The sequence below is a fragment of the Aeromonas sp. AE23HZ002T15 genome (genome assembly GCF_054165525.2).
On the sequence record NZ_CM201342.1, the window covers coordinates 4,300,323 to 4,319,365 of the forward strand.

Annotated in this window: 13 protein-coding genes; 5 read left to right on the forward strand and 8 right to left on the reverse strand. The window is 64.1% G+C overall.

From position 1 onward, the window contains the following. Positions 1-415 precede the first annotated feature (415 nt). From ACT5M9_RS20140 to ACT5M9_RS20155, 4 genes are all read left to right on the forward strand, one after another. Positions 416-1,186, forward strand: a complete 771-nt coding sequence (locus ACT5M9_RS20140) for an ABC transporter ATP-binding protein (protein WP_457979368.1) — start codon at positions 416-418, stop codon at positions 1,184-1,186. A gap of 64 nt (positions 1,187-1,250) precedes the next feature. Then, on the forward strand, positions 1,251-2,024 hold the full coding sequence (gene aotJ, locus ACT5M9_RS20145) for an L-arginine-binding protein AotJ (RefSeq protein WP_100859508.1): 774 nt from the start codon (positions 1,251-1,253) through the stop codon (positions 2,022-2,024). Between the two features lie 225 nt (positions 2,025-2,249). After that, on the forward strand, positions 2,250-2,990 hold the full coding sequence (locus ACT5M9_RS20150) for an ABC transporter permease (protein WP_438549725.1): 741 nt from the start codon (positions 2,250-2,252) through the stop codon (positions 2,988-2,990). Positions 2,991-2,993: 3 nt separating this feature from the next. Next, the gene (locus ACT5M9_RS20155; protein WP_457979366.1) at positions 2,994-3,686 is read left to right on the forward strand and encodes an ABC transporter permease; all 693 of its coding nucleotides are present in this window, start codon (positions 2,994-2,996) and stop codon (positions 3,684-3,686) included. A gap of 72 nt (positions 3,687-3,758) precedes the next feature. Here ACT5M9_RS20155 and ACT5M9_RS20160 read toward each other — a convergent pair whose 3' ends face one another. The 8 genes from ACT5M9_RS20160 to ACT5M9_RS20195 form a co-directional block, all read right to left on the reverse strand. Next, positions 3,759-4,400 carry an energy-coupling factor ABC transporter permease gene (locus ACT5M9_RS20160; RefSeq protein ID WP_457979364.1) on the reverse strand — a complete coding sequence of 214 codons (642 nt, stop codon included), beginning with the start codon at positions 4,398-4,400 and terminating at the stop codon, positions 3,759-3,761. 82 nt (positions 4,401-4,482) lie between these two features. After that, positions 4,483-5,328, reverse strand: a complete 846-nt coding sequence (gene pflA, locus ACT5M9_RS20165) for a pyruvate formate lyase 1-activating protein (RefSeq protein WP_438549722.1) — start codon at positions 5,326-5,328, stop codon at positions 4,483-4,485. A 76-nt stretch (positions 5,329-5,404) separates the two neighbouring features. After that, entirely contained in the window at positions 5,405-8,341 is a 2,937-nt protein-coding gene (locus tag ACT5M9_RS20170; RefSeq protein ID WP_457979362.1) for a sensor domain-containing phosphodiesterase, read from the reverse strand. 151 nt (positions 8,342-8,492) lie between these two features. Continuing rightward, on the reverse strand, positions 8,493-8,912 hold the full coding sequence (locus ACT5M9_RS20175) for an ion channel (protein WP_438549720.1): 420 nt from the start codon (positions 8,910-8,912) through the stop codon (positions 8,493-8,495). A 1-nt stretch (position 8,913) separates the two neighbouring features. Continuing rightward, positions 8,914-9,939: a hypothetical protein gene (locus ACT5M9_RS20180; RefSeq protein ID WP_457979360.1), complete on the reverse strand. Its 1,026-nt coding sequence runs from the start codon at positions 9,937-9,939 to the stop codon at positions 8,914-8,916. A 7-nt stretch (positions 9,940-9,946) separates the two neighbouring features. After that, a complete protein-coding gene (locus tag ACT5M9_RS20185; protein ID WP_457979359.1) occupies positions 9,947-11,041 on the reverse strand; it encodes an HlyD family secretion protein in 1,095 nt (364 codons plus the stop codon). Beyond that, a complete protein-coding gene (locus ACT5M9_RS20190; protein ID WP_457979357.1) occupies positions 11,034-12,560 on the reverse strand; it encodes an efflux transporter outer membrane subunit in 1,527 nt (508 codons plus the stop codon). Before ACT5M9_RS20190 ends, ACT5M9_RS20185 begins: the two co-directional genes overlap by 8 nt. A gap of 3 nt (positions 12,561-12,563) precedes the next feature. Continuing rightward, positions 12,564-13,658: an AI-2E family transporter gene (locus ACT5M9_RS20195; protein ID WP_457979355.1), complete on the reverse strand. Its 1,095-nt coding sequence runs from the start codon at positions 13,656-13,658 to the stop codon at positions 12,564-12,566. A 514-nt stretch (positions 13,659-14,172) separates the two neighbouring features. Here ACT5M9_RS20195 and ACT5M9_RS20200 point away from each other — a divergent pair. Further along, positions 14,173-19,038 carry an alpha-2-macroglobulin family protein gene (locus tag ACT5M9_RS20200; RefSeq protein ID WP_457979354.1) on the forward strand — a complete coding sequence of 1,622 codons (4,866 nt, stop codon included), beginning with the start codon at positions 14,173-14,175 and terminating at the stop codon, positions 19,036-19,038. Positions 19,039-19,043 lie beyond the last annotated feature (5 nt).

Genomic DNA, 19,043 nt, shown 5'->3' on the forward strand with positions numbered 1-19,043 from the left:
TTTATGGGTAGTCTCGAATGGAGAAGAAGCCGTGTTTTGGCGAGTTCATCGCCAGTAAAATCAATTTCATCCCCAAAAATGGCCTGATGAAGGGGGATGAGAGTGATGAATAAAGTTGTTCCGGCCATGATCCCGGTCTGATAGCGGAATTTTCTTGCTACTCGTGCATTGTGGGTATAAAAAAGCGGTATCCGGCATATGACAAAAGTCGGATTTTATGCAGACAAACTGCTGAAAAAACCGTTATTGACCAATAAAAATACAGATAAAACACCAAATACCTCGGTTCTGTATTGTTTTTTGACTACCTGAGTGATATTTTCGCTAGAGGTTGCCATCGGTTAACACTTTGTTAAATGGACGATGGTTGAGTCACGCCCAATGAGGCGTCTAGGGACAGACAAGGTTGTAATGGATGAGCGACGTCGCCGCACTGGAAGTTCGTGATCTGCACAAGTATTTTGGCACCCACGAAGTGCTCAAGGGCATCGATATGACCGCCCGCAAGGGGGATGTCATCTCCCTGATCGGCTCCTCGGGTTCGGGGAAGTCGACTTTTCTGCGTTGCATCAATTTACTGGAAACCCCCTCCGCCGGCACCGTCTCCCTGCACGGTGAACTCATCCGCATGAAAAGCAATCGCGCCGGTGAACGACTGCCGGAGGACATGCGTCAGGTGGAGCGGATCCGCAGCCGGTTGGCCATGGTGTTTCAGAGCTTCAATCTCTGGTCCCACATGACCATCATGCAGAACATCATCGAGGTGCCCATCCAGGTGCTCAAGGTGCCCCGTGTCGAGGCCATCGCCAAGGCGGAACATCTGCTCAACCGGGTGGGGCTCTGGGAGCGTCGTGACTACTACCCCGGCCACCTCTCCGGCGGCCAGCAGCAGCGGGCGGCCATTGCCCGTGCCCTGGCGGTGGAGCCCGACGTGATGCTGTTCGACGAGCCCACCTCGGCGCTCGACCCCGAGCTCGTGGGGGAGGTGCTCGGCCTGATGCGCGAGCTGGCCGAGGAGGGTCGCACCATGCTGGTGGTGACCCACGAGATGTCATTTGCCCGGGATGTGTCGAACAAGGTGATGTTCCTGCATCAGGGGCGGGTGGAGGAGGAGGGCAACCCCAAGGAGATCTTTGCCCACCCCAAATCGGAGCGCTTCAAACAATTCATCTCCTCCATCTATTGATGGCGGGCTCTATTCTCAACAAGCTGCATTTTCAACGATCGACGTGTTTATCAAGGAGAGATACATGAACAAGCTGATGCTGGCGACTGCCATCGTGACCGCCCTGTCTTCCGGCAGCCTGATGGCCAAGGAGTGGAAAGAGGTGCGGATCGGGGTTGAGGGTGCCTATCCCCCCTTCTCCTGGACCGAGCCGAGCGGCGAGGTGAAAGGCTTTGACATCGACATCGCCAACGCCCTGTGCGAAGAGATGAAGGTGAAGTGCACCCTGATCAAGCAGGACTGGGACGGCATCATACCAGCGCTGCTGTCGCGCAAGTATGACGCCATCATCGCCACCATGGACATCACCGAAGAGCGCAAGAAGAAGGTGGACTTCACCCAGAAGTACCAGCATATCCCGGCCCGCTTCGCCGCCAAGAAGGGCACAGAGGTGAAACTGGAGAAGGCCTTCATGGATGGCAAGACCATCGCCGTGCAGCGCGCCACCTCCATGGACACCTACATCACCGACAACTTCCCGAACGCCACCATCAAGCGCTACGGCACCGCCGACGAGGCCTATCTCGATCTGAAATCCGGTCGTGTTGACTACGTGATGGCCGACTCCGCCGCCATCAGCGACGGCCTGCTCAAGAAAGAGGGGGGCGATGCGTTCGAGTTCGTCGGCCCGAAACTGACCGATCCCAAGTGGTTTGGCGAGGGTGCCGGCATCGCGGTGCGCAAGGCCGACAAGGATCTGAAAGAGAAATTCAACGCCGCCATCCTGGCCCTGCGCGCGAACGGCAAGTACAAGGCCATCAACGACAAGTACTTCGACTTCGACGTCTACGGCGAATAAGGACCACCCCGGTGGTGTGCCCTCGCCAACGGGGGCTGCCGCCAGTCGTCATCAGGCCCGTTGGCTCCCGCCGGGAGTGACGGGCCTACTTGATTGCAACGAAGCTGTATCTGGTTGATTTGAAAGTGCATGTCCGTCGGCAACAGCGTGACGGGCGGCATGACATGGATCTGACAAGGATATGAAGCTGCTTATTGAGTCCACTCAATGGCGATGGAGCCGCATATGTTTGACTTGAAAGGATACGAGGCCTCCCTGCTGGAGGGGGCCTGGGTCACCCTGGAGGTGGCGCTCGCCTCCCTGCTGCTGGCACTGCTGCTCGGCATGCTGGGGGCGCTGGCAAAACTCTCCCCCTACCGCTGGGCGCGGGGCGTCGCCGCGGGCTACACCACCCTCATTCGCGGCATCCCGGATCTGGTGCTGATGATGCTGCTGTTCTTCGGCGGCCAGGTGCTCATCAACAACTTCTGCACCTGGGTCAACGAGACCTACAACAACTACCTGCTGGCGAGCAATCCGAACCAGGAGTGGGTCTCACTGCTGCCGGATTACATCGACATCAGCCCGTTCGCGGCTGGGGTCGCCACCATAGGTTTCATCTTCGGGGCCTACATGACCGAAACCTTCCGCGGTGCCATCCTGGCGGTGGACAAGGGGGAGCTGGAGGCCGCTCGCGCCTTCGGCATGCGGGCCCGTCAGGTCTTTGTGCGGATCCTCTTCCCCCAGATGATGCGTCACGCCCTGCCGGGCTTTGGCAACAACTGGCTGGTGCTGCTCAAGACCACGGCCCTGGTTTCCATCATCGGGCTCGATGACATGGTGCGCAAGGCGTCCCTGGCGGCGGGATCGACCCAGCTGCCCTTCACCTTCTACATGGCCGTGGCACTGATCTTCCTGGTCTTCACCGCCGTCTCCACCTCGGCGCTCAAGTGGGCCGAACGTCACTACGCCATCAAAACGAGGTAAGCCATGGACTTCTCAATCATCCTCAAAGAGTGGCCCACCTATTGGCAGGGGCTCTACACCACGGTGCTGCTGGTGGCCGCCTCCCTCGCCCTCGGTCTGGCGCTGGCGGTGCCGCTTGGCATCTTGCGCAACAGTCGCAACTGGCTGATCAAGGGGCCGATCTGGGCCTATATCTACTTCTTTCGCGGCACCCCGCTCCTGGTGCAGCTCTTCATCATCTACTACGGCGCCGCCCAGTGGGAATGGCTCAAGAACAGCGCGGCTTGGGATCTGTTCGCCCAGGCCTGGTTCTGTGCCCTGCTGGCGTTCACCCTGAATACCGGCGCTTATACGGCGGAGATCGTGCGCGGCGCCGTGATGAACATGCCCAAGGGGCAGATAGAGGCGGCGAACGCCTTCGGCATGACCCGCTGGCAGACTCTCACCCGGATCATCTTGCCAAACTCCTTCCGCCGTGCGCTGCCCGCCTACAGCAACGAGGTGATCTTCATGCTGCAGGGCTCTGCGGTGGCGGGGATAGTCACCATAGTCGACTTGACCGGCGCGGCGCGGATCATCAACTCCCGCTACTACAGCCCGTTCGAGGCCTTCCTGACCGCGGGCCTGCTCTACATGCTGCTGACCTTCGTCATCGTCTGGCTGTTCAAGAAGTGGGAGGCTCGCTGGCACGCCCACCTGCGCCCCCGCAGCGTGTGAACAAGCAGACATGCCAGAAACAACCAAGCCCGCGATTGCGGGCTTTGTTGTTTATTCCTCCCCGATCCGGCATCAGCGCCCCAGATATTCCCGATCGAAGAAGGTGTTGACCCAGTGGGGGCGATAGACGGCGAGCAGGGTCATGGCCATGCCGTTGAGCAGGGCCTCGGGGAAGAGCAGCAGCGGCCAGATGGAGAGATAGTCGTTGCCGATGGTTTGCCAGCTGTAGCGGCCATCCAGCCCCATCCAGAGGGCGCAGGCGAGGATCTTGACCGAGATGGCGAGCGCCCCGCCGAGAAAGGCGGCCACGAACAGATACACGAACAGATGGCGGGGCAGCCAGGCCCAGCTCGCCAGAAACAACAGCCAGCTGGTGGCGACCGGCAGGGCGATGCCGATGAGGGCCTGCCAGCCGAAGTCCGCCGGGTCCGTGACGCCGAAGTAGCCGAGGATCAGCAGGGTGAGGCTGGGGGCCAGCAGGGCGAGGCGCCAGCCCAGCAGCAGGGTTAGGCTGGTGAGGCCGAGAAAATGGATCTCCAACCCCTCGTGCAGACCGGCTCGCAAGATCCACAGTGGCACCAGGGCGATGGCGCCCCCGAGGCAGAGGTGCTGACAGAGGGGGTTGGCATGGAGGGTGCGCAGCAAGGGGCCGTTCAGGCTGAAGGCGAGCAGTACCAGCCAGAGCAGGAGGGCGGCGACTTGTCCGTCGGTCATGGCAGCGTCCTTGGCCTGTCACGAAAAGGAAGTGGTGTGGCTGAAGAAAAAGGGCCGACCCGAGAGAGTCAGCCCTTTGCCATCAATATTTGACGTTGGGGTGGTACTTGCCAAGGATGGCCTGGACCCTGTCCATGGTCTCCTTGCTGGGAGGCTTGATCCCGGTGAGGTCGTAGTGATCGCCCAGTACGTCCCACTTGTGTTTGCCGAGCTCGTGATAGGGCAGCAGCTCCACCTTCTCCACGCAATCCCCCAGCTCGGCGATGAACTGGCCGAGGCCCTCGGCACTCTCGTCATCATCGGACCAGGTGGGGACCACCACGTAGCGGATCCACATGGTCTGACCCCTGGCCGCCAGATAGCGGGCGAACTCCAGGGTGTACTTGTTGCTGACGTGGGTGAGAGGGATGTGCTTCTCGTCGTTGATCTGCTTGATGTCGAGCAGCACCAGATCCGTGTTGTCCAGCACCCGATCGAGCAGTTCGTCGTAGTGGCGCACGAAACCGTTGGTGTCGAGGCAGGTATGGATCCCCTGCGCCTTGCAGGCGCTGAACAGATCGGCGATGAACTCCTGCTGCAGCATGGCTTCCCCACCGGAGGCGGTGACGCCGCCGCCCGAGGCATTCATGAAGTGGCGATAGCTGGTGAGATCCTTCATCAGCTCGGGCACCGTCACCTCGCGACCGCCCTGGGTGTCCCAGGTGTCCCGGTTATGACAATACTTGCAGCGCATCAGGCAGCCTTGCATGAACACGATGAAGCGGATGCCGGGGCCATCGACGGTGCCGCAGGTTTCAACGGAATGGATACGGCCAATAACGTCGGTGCTGCTGGCGTCACCGGTGGTGACGGCAGGGATCCGCTGGGTGCCCTTGCTGCCGGCAGGGGCTGAGGTTTCAACGGCAGGGATCCGGTTAGTGACTGACATAGACGACTCCAATAATTCGTGCTGGGGGCGAGCAGGTCGTTATTTTATTACAAAAAGCCCTATAAATCCTACATGTTTAGCCCATGGGCCTGGCGCCAAGCAGGCTCTCCAGCGCCTTGACCGGCAGGGGCCGGCTGGTCAGGAAGCCTTGATAATGCTGGCATCCCAGCTGTTTTAGCACATCGAGCTGCTCCTGATCTTCCACCCCTTCGGCGGTCACCGTGAAGCGAAACACCCGGGCCAGATCCAGGATGGCCTTGACGATGGCCCTGTCCTGTTCGCTGTGAACCAGCGTCTGGATGAAGCTCCTATCCAGTTTGACCTCATCGGCGGGCAGATCGCGCAAATAGGCGAGAGAAGAGTAGCCGGTGCCGAAGTCATCGATGGAGATGAGGATGCCCAGTGCCTTGAGCTGGCGGATCCTGGCTATGCTCTCCAGCCGGTTCTCCAGCACCACGGATTCGGTCACCTCCAGCAGCAGGCGGCAGGGGGGCACGCCGGTATCGCGCAATATGTACTCCACCTGTTGCACGAAGCCTGTGGTGTGGAACTGGCGGGCGCTGACGTTGACCGACAGGTGAGGAATGGCGAGACCGCTGTTGAGCCAGAAGCTGTACTGGGCGCAGGCGGTCTTCATCACCCAGTAGCCAATCTCCTGGATGAGGGTGGTCTCCTCGGCGACGGGGATGAAGTCGCCGGGTGGCACCATGGTGCCGTCGCTCTTCTGCCAGCGCACCAGGGCCTCGACCCCGGAGAGGCTGCCATTGTCGACCCTGTACTGGGGCTGGTAGTGCAGCACCAGCTCGTTGTTGCGAAGGGCGTCCCTCAGCTGGTTGTTCAGGGCCAGCTTGCTCTTCTCCTTCTCCGCCATGGCCTCGCTGAAGAAGACATAGTTGCCCTGGCCGGCCCGTTTGGCCATGTGGGCCGCGGTGTCGGCCTGCTGCATCAGGACGAGGTGATCCCTGTCCTCATCGCAGAAGAGGCTGATCCCCACGGAGGCGCTGCAGTGCAGCTTGTGATCCCCCACATCGAAGGGGTTGCGGAACATGCCCATCAGCTCCCGGGCGAAGTGCTCCGCCAGGATCTTGGCGGTCACATAGCCCTGGCCAAGGGCGGTGAACAGCAGGGCAAATTCATCCCCCGAGGTGCGGGCCAGCACCAGATTCTCCTGGGGCAGGGACTTGAGTCTGACCACCACGGCCTGGAGCAGCAGATCGCCGCAGGCATGGCCGAGGGAGTCGTTGACCGACTTGAAGTTGTCCAGATCCAGCAGCAGCAGGGCGCCCCATTGCCCCGTCGGATGTTGCAGGATGCGCTGCATGATGTCGTTCAGGCTGCGCCTGTTGTAGAGGTCGCAGAGATCGTCGTAATAGGCCAGGCGCTCGATGTGGTGAGCCGTCTCCTTCTCCCTGCTGATGTCGTGGAAGCTGCAGACGAAGTGGCTGATCTCGCCCTCCTCCTTGACCCCGGTCACCATGAGCCGCACCGGGAAGAGGTGTCCGCTCTTGTGCAGGCACTGCTCCTCCCCCAGCCAGAAGCCCTCGCTGTTGACGGCTGTGGTGACATCCGCTTTCAGGCTGTCCCCATAATAGGTCGGCCGCAGCCTGGTGATGTGCAGGCCCAGCATCTCGTCCCCTTCGAACCCGGTGACACGGGTGAAGGAGTCGTTGACCTTGAGGATGATGCCGTCCTGATCCATTACCAGCAGGCCATCGTGGGTGTTGAAGGCAACCTCGGCCAGGCGCAGGGCCTGGTCGGTGGCGAGGCGCTGCAGCTCGACGGCGGCCCGCTCCCGCTGGCCGCTCAGCATATCGAGGACGGGGGGGGGATCCGCGATGGGCTCATCGAGCAGCAGGGTGAGCTGGCCGAAGGGCACGCCGGGCTGAGTCGCGAGAGGGATGCCGATGTAACCCTTGGCCTTGAGGGCGTTGAGCTGCTCGGCCTGCGGGTAGCGCAGGGGCAGATCGTCGATGTAGAGGGCTTGGCCGTGGCGGAAGATCTCGAGCCCGGGGCCGGCCTCCAGCCGCAGGGGTTTGACGGTGGAGAAGGTCTCCCCGTCCAGAGTGCAGCGCGGAATGATCCAGAGATCCTGGCCGCGGGGCTGGAACTCGGCGAGCCAGCCGATGCGGGCGCCGCTGATGCCCATGGCCCAGTGGAGCAGGGCCCGGCAATAGTCGTGGCCCGTCTTGAGGGCGAGATCCGCTGGTGGGGTGAGGAGGGGAGTATCCGCAGGTGTCGGCTCGGGTTGCCAGTGGCCGAGCAGCTGGGCGCAGTGGCGCACCAGTTGCAGCGCCTCTTCGCCGATCAGGGTCGACTCCTGGTATTCGAGGCTGAGGACGCCGATGAGCTTCTCCTGCTCTAGCAGGGCGCCATCCAGGCGAGAGCTGACGTGGGCCTCCCCCAGATAGTAGTGCTGCCCCAGCATGGGCTGGTGGGCGGCCTCGGAGAAGCTCAGGGCGCCACGGGTGCGCAGGGCCCGGATGTAGCGACTGTCTCCCCGGATGGGGGCCAGGGTATCCACCCCCAGGGTGAAGACCGGGGTCAACTGCTCGCTGCCGAGGGGGCCGTTGGTATGGTAATGCCAGAGGATGAGGCGATCGGCGCCGAGGCACTCCTTGAGGCTCTCCAGCATGGGGGCATATTGCTGTTGGCTCGCCATCTGGCTCAGGCGTGGCAACTGCAGGGCGAGGCTTGCCACGCTGTCCTGGCGCTGGGTCTGCAGACAGATGAGCCAGAAGGCATCCTGTTCATGGGACAGGGAAATGTTCCACTGAAGATCCGCAAAACGAAGCAAGAGTCTGCCGCCCTGGCCGCTGGCGAGCCGCTGCTCGATGGGCAGGCGCAAGGCCTCGGGCAACTGGGTTGGCCAGTCCTCTCTGGGCTCATCGAGCCAGTGAAGGGGCGTCTGCATCACATCTGTCAGGGCCACCAACCGCTGGCTGCGGGTGTCCAGGCGAAAGAACAGCGGCGCCTGGCTGGCCGAGGGGAGGTGACTGAGCGCGGTAGACGACATGAACGGGCACTGTCCTGTTGGGAAACTGTCGGATGGCAAGAATACTGCAAAACCGTGCCAAACAACATTTTGTTGGCGTGATGCAGGGCGCACTCTGCGCCCTGGCGGGGTTGCAAATCAGGGGGAGGGAGGCGTCTCTGCGCGCTTCGCGCTATCTGGGAAATTGCTTGCGGACATGGTGCTGCAGCACCGCCAGCATGCAGGCGCCGGAGAGGCCTATCATCAGGGCGCCGTTGACCGCCTCCAGCGGTCCCAGCAGCTTCCACTGCGGGCTCATGACGATGTCGCCATAGCCCAGGGTGGCGAAGTTGACCCCGGAGTGATAGACGGCCTCCTGCAGGGTGGAGAACTCCCCGAGCCAGAGGAAGAGGGCCCCCCAGATGGCGATCTGGGCCAGATTGCCCAGCATCACCAGAGTGATGATGCCAAAGAGCGCCAGCACCCCGGCGAGGATCCCCTCCCGCTCGCCGAAGCGCTTGAGATAGAAGCGGATACACCAGACCGACACCAGGGACTGCAGCAGCATGTTGGCCAGGATCACCGGGATCCCGACCAGAAAGATCGTGAACATATCACTCTCCAATGGGTTGATCTGCCAAGGGGCGGCCGACCGGCCATCCCTGCTCGAACAGCCAGATACAGAACCAGCCGTAGCCAGCCACCAACAGATAGAGGCCGCAGCGCATCGCCGCGGCGAGCCAGACATCCTTGCCCGCCGCGCTGTCCTCTATGGCCGGGCCGAACAGAATGAGCGCGGTGATCCAGGTGTTGCTCCAGAACGAGGGGGGGAAGCGGGTCGGCACCAGCCCAAGCAGCCGCCGCGCCAGCCAGAGTGTCATCAGGGCCAGCATCGACATCAGCATCAGCAGGGAGGGCCAGATGCCGAGCCCCATCCAGAGCGCAAAGGCGAGTAGGGCCCCCATCAGGGTCGAGAACAGCAGCTCCTTGCCCGCCGCTCTGGCATTGAGGGCGCTGCTCTGCTGGCCGAGGGCCACCGTCTTCATCACTGCCGGGATGTAGAAGGCGGGGTTGCCGAGGGCCAGCAGCCAGACCGGCAGCACTATGATGACGGCGCGCAGGGCCAACCGTCTTGGATGCTCCGGGGGGGCGGGCCTTGGCCTCGCGGCCTGTGCCGACGGCCTGGGGGGAAACAGGCGGTGGGCCAGGGCATTGACCAGGGTCCCCACCAGGATCCCCACCGCCATCATCTGGGCGATGGCGATGGCCAGCCGCTGTTCGACGAGACCGGCCACCGGGATCAGCGTGATGGCCATGATGAGCAGCATGGAGGCCGCCCCCTTGCCCGCCATCCCCTGCAGCATCAGCAGGTAGAGCAGCAGACTGACGAGCAGCACGGTCGCCAGGGCGTAGTGGGTCAGCAAGGGGACCAGCAGTACGCCCCCCATCATCATCGCCATCAACAGCAGGCCCCCCGCCAGCCCCTTGGTCAAACCAAGGGGCTCACCGGGTTTGCACAGCACCACCCAGGCCATGATGATGCCGAGGTGGGGCATGGGCAGGGCGAGCCCGTAGCAGATCCCCGCCGCCAGCGCGATGCCGGTGCCGATACGAAGGACTGCCCTGTCGGCGTTATGCATAGGCCACCTAGTAGAGGAAGGAGCAGAGGCTCATCAACCGGATGTAGAGCGCCCCCAGCAGGTTCATCGGGCCGCTGTCGCCCGCATAGACCATGACGTCGGCCTGACCGCCGACCCTCAGCCCCTCGGCCGGCGGCAGATCCCCCTCCTTGAAGGCGATCTTGACCGGGAAGCGCTGGGCCTGGCGCAGCCAGTCCCGGTTGTTGTCCACGGTCGGCAGGGTGCCGGCGGGCTGGCTCTTGCCGTCGCTCACCCCGTAGCCGATGCTGCGCACCTCCCCCTCAAACAGGTGACCGGGCAGGCTGTCCAGCAGGATGGCGACCCTGTCGCCGGGCTGGACGTTGCCGAGGTTGTTCTCCGTCAGATCCGCCGAGATCCAGACGTCATGGATGGCGATCAGGGTCATGGCCGGGGCACCGGCACCGATAAACTGGCCGGCGTCCGTGCTGAGATCCGTGATGAGGCCGCGCCCTGGCGCCACCACCCGGGTGTTGGCTCTATCCAGCTCCGCCTTGTGCACCGCCGAGCGGGCGCTGAGGAGCTGGGAGTTGTCGTCCCCGCTGGCGCCGGCGGCCTCGATGGCACGGCGCACGTCGGCCTCGGCGGCCGCCACCTGGCTCTTGGCGGTCTCCCGGCTGGCCTGGGCGACCTCTAGGCGGCGTACCGAGATGGCACCCGGATCCTCCCGATAGAGCCGCTCCTGGCGGGCCGCATCCTTGGCGGCGTTGTCATAGGCGGCCCGCATGGCCATCAGGGCCGCCTCGGCCGCCTTGACCCCCTCGTTGCCCGCCTTGACGCCGCTCAGCACCGTCTGGTAGTCGGAGCGCGCCTTGGCCAGGGCGATGTCATAGGGTTCGGGATCGATCTCGAACAGGGGATCGCCGGCCGCCACGTCCTGGTTGTCTCGCACATGGACTCGCTGGATCTGGCCGGCCACTTCGGCGGCGATCGGGACCACGAAGGCCTGCACGCGGGCCTGGGAGCTGTAGGGGGTCAGCCGGTCGGCCAGCAGATACCAGCCGAGCAGCGCGGCGATGAGTCCCAGCAGCCCCAGGGTGGCGTTGCGGCTGGCCTTGCCGGGGGGGAGGGCCTTGTCAGTCATGGGTACTTACCTTCTGGGAGGAGGGATTGGGCTGAGGCTGGACCTTGTCGAGCAAGGGGACCCAGTCGGCGCGCTGGCGCAACTGAGCCTCGACGGCGGGAGTAACCAGAGGGCGGGAGCGCCCCTGCTCCCAGCCGCCACCCAGAGCCTTGTAGAGCGTGATGAGATCGCGCATGCGGGCCCCCCGGCTGTTGACCAGCCGCTCCTGCTGGCTGAACAGGGCGCGCTGGGAGTCGAGCACTCGCTGGAAGTCGGCCATGCCTTCCCGGTACTGGGTGTTGGCGATGTCCAGGGAGCGTCGCGCCGCCGCCCCCGTCTGGATCAGCAGGGCGATCTCGTCCTGACCGTTGGCGTAGGCGATGGCGGCGTCATCCACCTCCCGGGCGGCCTTGAACAGGGTATCGCGGTAGCGCTCATGGAGCTGCTGGAAGCGGGCGTCCTGCACCAGCACCTGGTTGCCGAGGCGCCCCTGATCCAGCAGGTTCCAGCTGAGAGACGGACCCACCGCCCAGGAGTAGGTGCCGCTGCTGCCAGCGGTGGCGCTGACCCCCAGCGTGCCGAGCAGGGTGATGGAGGGGTAGAGCTCGCTCTCGGCCACCCCGATGAGGGCCGACTGGGCGGCCAGCTGTCGCTCCGCGACCCGCACATCTGGGCGACGGCGCAGCAAGTCGGCGGGCATCTCGGCGACCAGTGCCAGGGTGCCCTGGGGGATCTGCCCCGTGCCCGCGCCCATCTCGGGCAGGGGGCCAGGCGTGCGGGCCAGCAGGGTGGAGAGGGCGTTCTGGCTCTGGCGCAAGCTGGTCTGAAGCTGGGGGATGCCGGAGAGGGTGCCCAGATACTGGGTCCTGGCCTGCTGCACATCCAGCTCGGCGCTGTTGCCGCTCTTGAACAGTCGTTCGGTGATCTCCAGGCTGCGGCGCTGGAGGCGGGCGTTCTCGTGAGCTATCTGAAGCCTGGCCTCGACGGTCCTGATGCTCACGTAGAGCTGGGCCACCTGGGCAATCATCAGCACCTGGACATCGTCGTATTGGGCCAGGGTAGCGAAGTAGTTGGCATCCGCCGACTCGACCCCGCGCCTGAACTTGCCCCAGAAATCGAGCTCCCAGCCGAGGTTGAAGCCGGCGCCATAGTTGCTGCCCGAGGTGCTGTGGCCATCGCGGCTCTGGCCGGCCTGCAAAAACTCCCCGGTGCCGACCGTGGCCTGCGGGCCGAGCAGGCTCTCGGCGATGCCGAGCTGGGCCTGGGCTTCCAGGATCCGCAGGCCCGCGATGCGGACATCCGGGTTGTTGCGAAGGGCCTCCTCGACCAGGGCGCTGAGCACGGGATCGTGCAACTGCTCCCACCATCGCCGGTAGTCAGCCGCGTTGGCGGCCGCTTGGCCCTGGCTGGCGCTGTGCCAGGACGCCATCTCGGTGACCTGGGGCGTCTGATAGTCGGGGCCAAGCAGGGTGCAGGCACTCAGAAACAGGCATGCGCCCCCTGCAAACAGGGGGCGCATGGCGTGATGGACGACGACCATGGGTTATTGCTTCGCGCCGGGCTGACCTTCGTTGACCCAGGCCATGAAGATGCGATAACCGATGGAGAGCAGGGTGGCGCCGATGAACATGCCGAGGATGCCGTTGGTGGCCATGCCGCCGAGGGCACCGAGCAGCACCACCGGCATGGGGGCATCCACCCCGCGTCCCAGCAGCAGCGGCTTGAGCACGTTGTCCGCCATGCCGGCGATGACCAGCAGCACCGTGTAGATGATGTTGACGACGGTGCCGTGATCCCCGGCCATCCACATGTAGGCAATTACGGGCCCGGTGACCAGGATGACGGGTACCTGGGCGATGCCGAGGATCAGCGCCAGCACGAAGAAGATGCCCACCGCCGGGATCCCCGCGAGGGACATGATGATGCCCGCCAGCAGCGCCTGGATGAAGGCCACGCCGATGACCCCCTGGGCGACCGCCCTGATGGTGCTGGTACACAGCTTGGTGAGGGCTATTCCCTTGTTCTCATCGGTGAAGCGAATGGCGATGCGAGTGGCACTGACCGCACCCGGCGCCCCCCAGGCCATGATGATGCCGGCTACGATGAAGGAGGCGACGAAGCCCAGCAGACCACCCCCCATGCTGGCCAGCATGCCGACGACCTGCTTGGCGAGATCGCCGAGCTGGGGTTGGTAGCTCTTGATGAGGCTAGGCAAGTCCACCGAGGCCTTCAGCCAGAAGGCGTGCAGTTTCTCGCCCACCAGCGGGATGGCCGCGATGCTGTCGGCGGGAGCCGGTATGGTCAGGGTATTGCTTTCCACCTTGTTGACGAGGGCGCTGACGCTGTCACCCAGGGAGCTGACCATGGCGATGGTGGGGGCGACGATCAGCACTATTCCCAGCAGCACCAGCAGGGTGGAGGCACGACCCTGCTTGCCGCCGAGCCGGGCGGCGAAGCGTTGGTGGAGCGGATAGAGCGTGACCGCCAGGATAAGACCCCACAGCATCATGTTCATGAAGGGGGAGAAGACGGTAAAGCAGAAGGAGGCCAGACCCAGGATAAGCCCGAACTTGATAAACATATCCAGGAATCGGGTCACCACTCTTTTTTCGACTATGGCGAGATCGTTATTTTCCATTCTGGTATGACTCCAGCAGGTGATGAGCGCACAACGATGCTGGCCCGACATCAACGCCGGGCCAGCAGGAATTAACTTGCGCAGTAATAAATGAACCTGAGTTCAAGAATTGGGGTGCGCCTTGGTATTGCAACATGCCCGTGCTTCATTTATGGCACAGGCGATGGGCTTGTAAAGAAACGAGCTAACTATTTGATATGTATTTGATTGATTGAGCAGATTTGGCGGTGGTAGAGGATAAATAGTCCCCCCGTACCACACAAGTGGACTATTGTTTCCAGTTTAGCCTGGGTTCAGAAAACAGAAAGAATTTGCTGCATATATGATCGCCAACCCAGCCTGAGTTTCGAATGAATTATATTGCCCGGCGAATGAAATGCAGCGGGAGCGACTGCTGGCCCACATTTATATAGAGACTCATTCTGGTGTCATGATTTTGTATTAATGGGTCGGGATCCTTTACTCTATTGGCCATTGTGCCGCGTCGGCGGCGATTCCATCCGGGATGAAACCTATGCACCTCTTCGCGCTCAACCCTGTGCCTCCTGTCCCCTCTCTGCTGCAACGCGGAGCTGTCTGGCTGTTGGCCGGCCTGCTGCTGGCGGGCTGCGGTCCCGACACCCCGAGCAAGCAGGCCGGGAGCGAACCCGTCGCCACCGCGCAGGAGGCGGGGGCACCGAGCGAGGTGAGCCAGGCCAGTGCCCGTCAGTATCGGGACGCACCAGCGCTGGCGCTGGTCTTCTCCGGCGCACTGGCCCCAAGGCGCAGCTGGCAGAGCTGGCTTGGGGTGACGGAAGGGGGCAAGCAGGTGCAGGGGGAGTGGATCCTGGCCGAGGATGGCCGCACCCTCTATTTCCCGAGCGTTGAGCCAAACAAGAGCTATGAGGTGACCCTCAAGGAGGGGCTGGGACCCAAGGCCCAACACTGGACCCTCAAGACCCGGCCGCTGGAGGCCGGGGCCTCCTTCACCGCCAGCGGCATGGTGCTGCCCCTGCGCCAGGAGCTGCGTCTGCCCATCAGCGCGGTCAACGTGGACGAGGTCAATATCGACTTCTTCAGGATTGATGCGGACTATCTGCCGCGCTTCCTGGCCGAGTACAAGCCGGGGGCCGGCATGGGCAACTGGGATCTGGAGCAGGTCAGTGCGCGGGCCAAGCGGGTGTTCAGCGGTCGCTACGCCCTGGCGCTCGATCCCAACCGCCGAGAGACCCGTCTCATCAACGTGAAGGAGCCGCAACTGGCACAGGCCGGCGTCTATTTCGCGGTGATGTCCCCCCTTGGCGACTACAACTGGCGCAAGGAGACCACCTATTTCGCGGTGAGCGACATGGGTCTGAGTGCCCGTCGCTACCCGGATCAGCTGGCGGTGTTTGTCAGCTCCCTGGCCAGCGCCTCTCCCCTCAAGGATGTGCAACTCTCCCTGCTCGATGAGAAGGGCAACCGGCTGCAGGTGCAGAGCACGGATGCCCAGGGGTACCGCCGCTTCGAGCAGGTGCAGGGGGCCAGGCTGCTGCTGGCCGAGCAGGGCCAGCACCTGGCGGTGCTGCGCCTCGACGGCGCGGCGCTGGATCTCTCCGCCTTCGATCTCGGCACCCAGCCCTGGCAGGCACAGCAGCTCTATCTCTTCAGCGGCCGGGATCTCTATCGCCCCGGCGAGCGGCTCGACAGCGAGATCCTGCTCAAGGGGCAGGATGGTCAGCTGCTGCCCGGCATGGCGGTGGAGCTGGAAGTGAAACAACCGGACGGTCAGCTGCTGGAGCAGAAGCGGTTGTTGCCGGACAACCTGGGGGCGGCGGGTTACAGCCTGAGATTGCCCCAGGATGCCCCCCTGGGTCGCTGGACCATCAATCTGAAGACAGCCGCCGGCAGCCGTTTCGAGTGGCCCTTCCTGGTGGAGGAGTTCCTGCCCGAGCGGCTGAAGCTGCAGCTCGGCAAGGGGCCGGATGGGGAACTATTCGGTGAGACCGACGCGCTGACGCTGTCCCTCAAGGGGGATTATCTCTACGGCGCCCCCGCCAGCGGCACCAAGGCCAAGGCCGAGGTGACCATCAGCCGCGCCCTCATGCCCTTCAGCCAGTGGCAGGGGTTCACCCTGGGGGATGTGCGGCTGCTGGAAGAGGCGAAGGAGCCCGAGCCCCTCTCCCTGACCCTGAATGAGCAGGGGGCGGGGCTGTTTTCCCTTGCGGATCAGCTCGACAGCGTCAAGCCCCTCGGGCCGCTCCAGGTGGCGTACCGGGTCTCCCTCTCCGAGCCAGGTGGCCGGGCGGTGAATCGTAGCCACACCCAATACGGTTGGCCGGCGGGGAGCCAGTGGCCAGCCCTCAAGGCAGACTTCGTGGCGGAGCGGGTGGAGGGGGGCAGACCCTTGCCGTTCCAGATCCTCAACCTGGATGAACAGGGTCAGCCGGTGGCGGGGGCGGTGAAGGTACGTCTCATCAACGAATACCGCGACTACTACTGGCACTATTCGGGGGGCGAGGGCTGGAAGTATGAATACAATCCCCAGCCCTACCTCGAGCAGGAGCTGACCCTGCAACTGGATGGCAAGGGCCCGACGCCCCTGAGCCTGCCGCTGGCGGCCGGCTGGTATCGATTGGAGGTGCAGAACAGCCAGGGTCATGAGTCCAGCCTGAGAGTCGAAATAGGCAGCTACGCCTGGGGTGGCGGCGGTGAACAGGCGCGCCCCGACAAGATTGCCATCAGCCTCGACAAGCGGGCCTATCAGGCCGGTGACAAGGCCAGGGTGACCCTGGTCGCCCCTCGCGCCGGCAAGGGTCTGCTGATGGTGGAAGATGGCGACGGCCTGCGCTGGTGGCAGCGCATCGAATTGCAAGCCGAAGGCGGTGAATCGAAAACGGGGCGCGGGGAGTTCGAGATCCCCATCAGCCCGGAGTGGCTGCGTCATGACTTGCATATCTCGGCCCAGATAGCGGCCCCGGACAGCGAAGAGCTGCCGGTGAGCCAGGCGCGGGTGCAGAGCCTGCGCTCGGTCGGTCTGGTGCCCCTCACCCTGGACAGGGAGGCGCGCCGCCTGCCGCTGACCCTGAGTGCGCTGGACAAGGCGGTGCCCCTGACTCGCCTCGAGGTGACGGCCAGCTCCACCCCCAACAGCCGGGGACGGGTGGTGCTGGCGGCGGTGGACAGGGGGGTGCTCAACATCAGCGACTATAAACCCCTCGACCCGTTCGAGATCTTCTTCGGTCGCAAGCGCTTCGCCCAGGACCTGTTCGATAACTATGGCCAGGTGATCCCCCCTCAGGACGGAAAGCTGGCGCGCCTCAACTACGGCGGCGATGCGCCCGCCCTGAAGAAGGGCGGCGCCCTGGAGAGCCGGGTCGAAGTGGCGGCGCTCTGGAGTGGGGAGGTGAGCTTCGATGAGAGCGGCAAGGCGGTCATACCGCTGGAGCTGCCGAACTTCAACGGCGAGCTGGCGCTGATGGCCCTGGCCTGGAACGAGCAGCAGGTCGGCCAGGCCGAGCGCGCCGTCAAGGTGGTTTCCCCCCTGGTGGCCGAGATAGGCTGGCCGCGCTTCGGCGCTCGCGGGGACGAGACCCGCGCCCTGGTGCAGCTGCGCAACATGAGCGGCCAGGATCAATCCCTCTCCCTGAACTGGACCCTGAGCGGCGGCCTGCAGGCGGGCGCTGAACTGCCCAAAACCCTGGACCTTAAAAACGGCGAGGAGCGCTGGCTCACCCTGCCGCTCACCGTCACGGGTGCGAGCGGAGTGGCACGCCTGGCGCTGGCTGCCAGCGGTGAGGGCTTTGCCATGAGTCGCGACTGGTCGCTGCCCCTGCGATCCCCCTGGCCGGCCCAGACCCGTCAACGTTATCAGATGCTGGCGCCCGGTCAGCAGATGAGCTTCGCCCCGGAGGATCTGGCGGGGTTGGCCCCTGCCAATCTGCAGGGGTTGCTGAGCCTCTCGGGCACTCCCCCCTGGGATCCGGCGGCCCAGTGGCAGGCCCTGGCCGACTACCCCTACGCCTGCCTGGAGCAGACTCTGTCCCGCGCTTGGCCCTATGAGCTGACCACGGCCGCCGAGCGGGAGGCCTGGTCCAAAAACTTGCCCAAGCCCGCCAAGGCGCAGAGCGAGGCCGAGGTGCAGCGGACCCTGATGCAGCGGCTGCAGCGGCTGCAACTGCCGAGCGGTGGCTTCGGGCTCTGGGACGGGCGCTCCGACGAGGAACAGTGGCTCACCGCCTACGCCGCCGACTACCTGCTGACCCGCAAGGAGGCCGGGGAGGCGGTGCCCGAGGCCATGCTGAGCCTGGCCCTGATGCGACTACAGAATTACCTCACCGACAGTCAATATAGCGAGCGCTGGAGCAGTGCCCCCGAGCACAGCCGGCTGGCCTATCAGGCCTACAGCGCCTATGTGCTGGCGCGGGTGGGCAAGGCGCCGCTCTCCACCCTGCGCCTCATCTGGGAGCAGCAGGCGGATCACGCCCGCTCCGGCCTGCCCCTGCTGCATCTCTCCCTGGCCCTGTCCGCCATGGGGGATCAGCAAGGAGGCGCCGAGGCCCTGACCCGGGCGCTGGCGACCGAGCGGGGGGATGATTACCTCGCGGACTATGGCTCCCCCCTGCGGGACGGGGCTCTCGAACTCGCCCTGCTGCGCCAGCACAAGCTGGCACAGGATAGCTGGGCCGGACTGAGTGCTAGGCTGGCCGATACCCTGGCCCACCGTCAGTGGCTCAGCACTCAGGAGCGGCTCGCCCTGCTGCGCCTGGCCCAGGTCGACCCCGCCGTCGACTGGCAGGCCAGGGTGGCGAGCGCGAGTGGGGCTCTGACCCTCGCCGGCCAGACTAGTCAGCAGCTCGGTGCCCCCGAGGCGCTGGCGATGACCGGCATCGGTAACGACGGCAAGGGCTCCCTCTATGTGCAGCGTACCCTCATCGGTTACCCGGAGCAGGCGCCCGCGCGTCTCAGTCAGGGCATGAGCGTCACCCGCAGCTGGTTCAATGGGGATGGCAAGCAGCTCGATCCCGCCAGGGTGCGGGTAGGGGATCTGGTGGTGGTACGGCTGAACGTATCGAGCGAGCAGGCGGTGCCCGACGCCCTGCTGGTGGATATGTTGCCGGCGGGCTTCGAGCTGGAAAACCCGGCCCTTGGCAACAGCATCAAGCTCGAGGAGCTGAAAATCGAAGGCAAACCCGCCTGGCAGAGCGACTGGAACGACTACCTCAAACATCAGGAATTCAGGGATGACCGCTACACCGCGGCCCTGGACCTGAGCGAGGGGGGCAATCAGCAACTGGTCTACCTGATGCGGGCGGTGACTCCGGGTCGCTATCAGGTGCCACCGACTCAGGTGGAGGACATGTATCGTCCCGAACTCAGGGCGGTGGGGCAGGACATCCACGAGGTGACCATCTCTGAGTAAGGCCC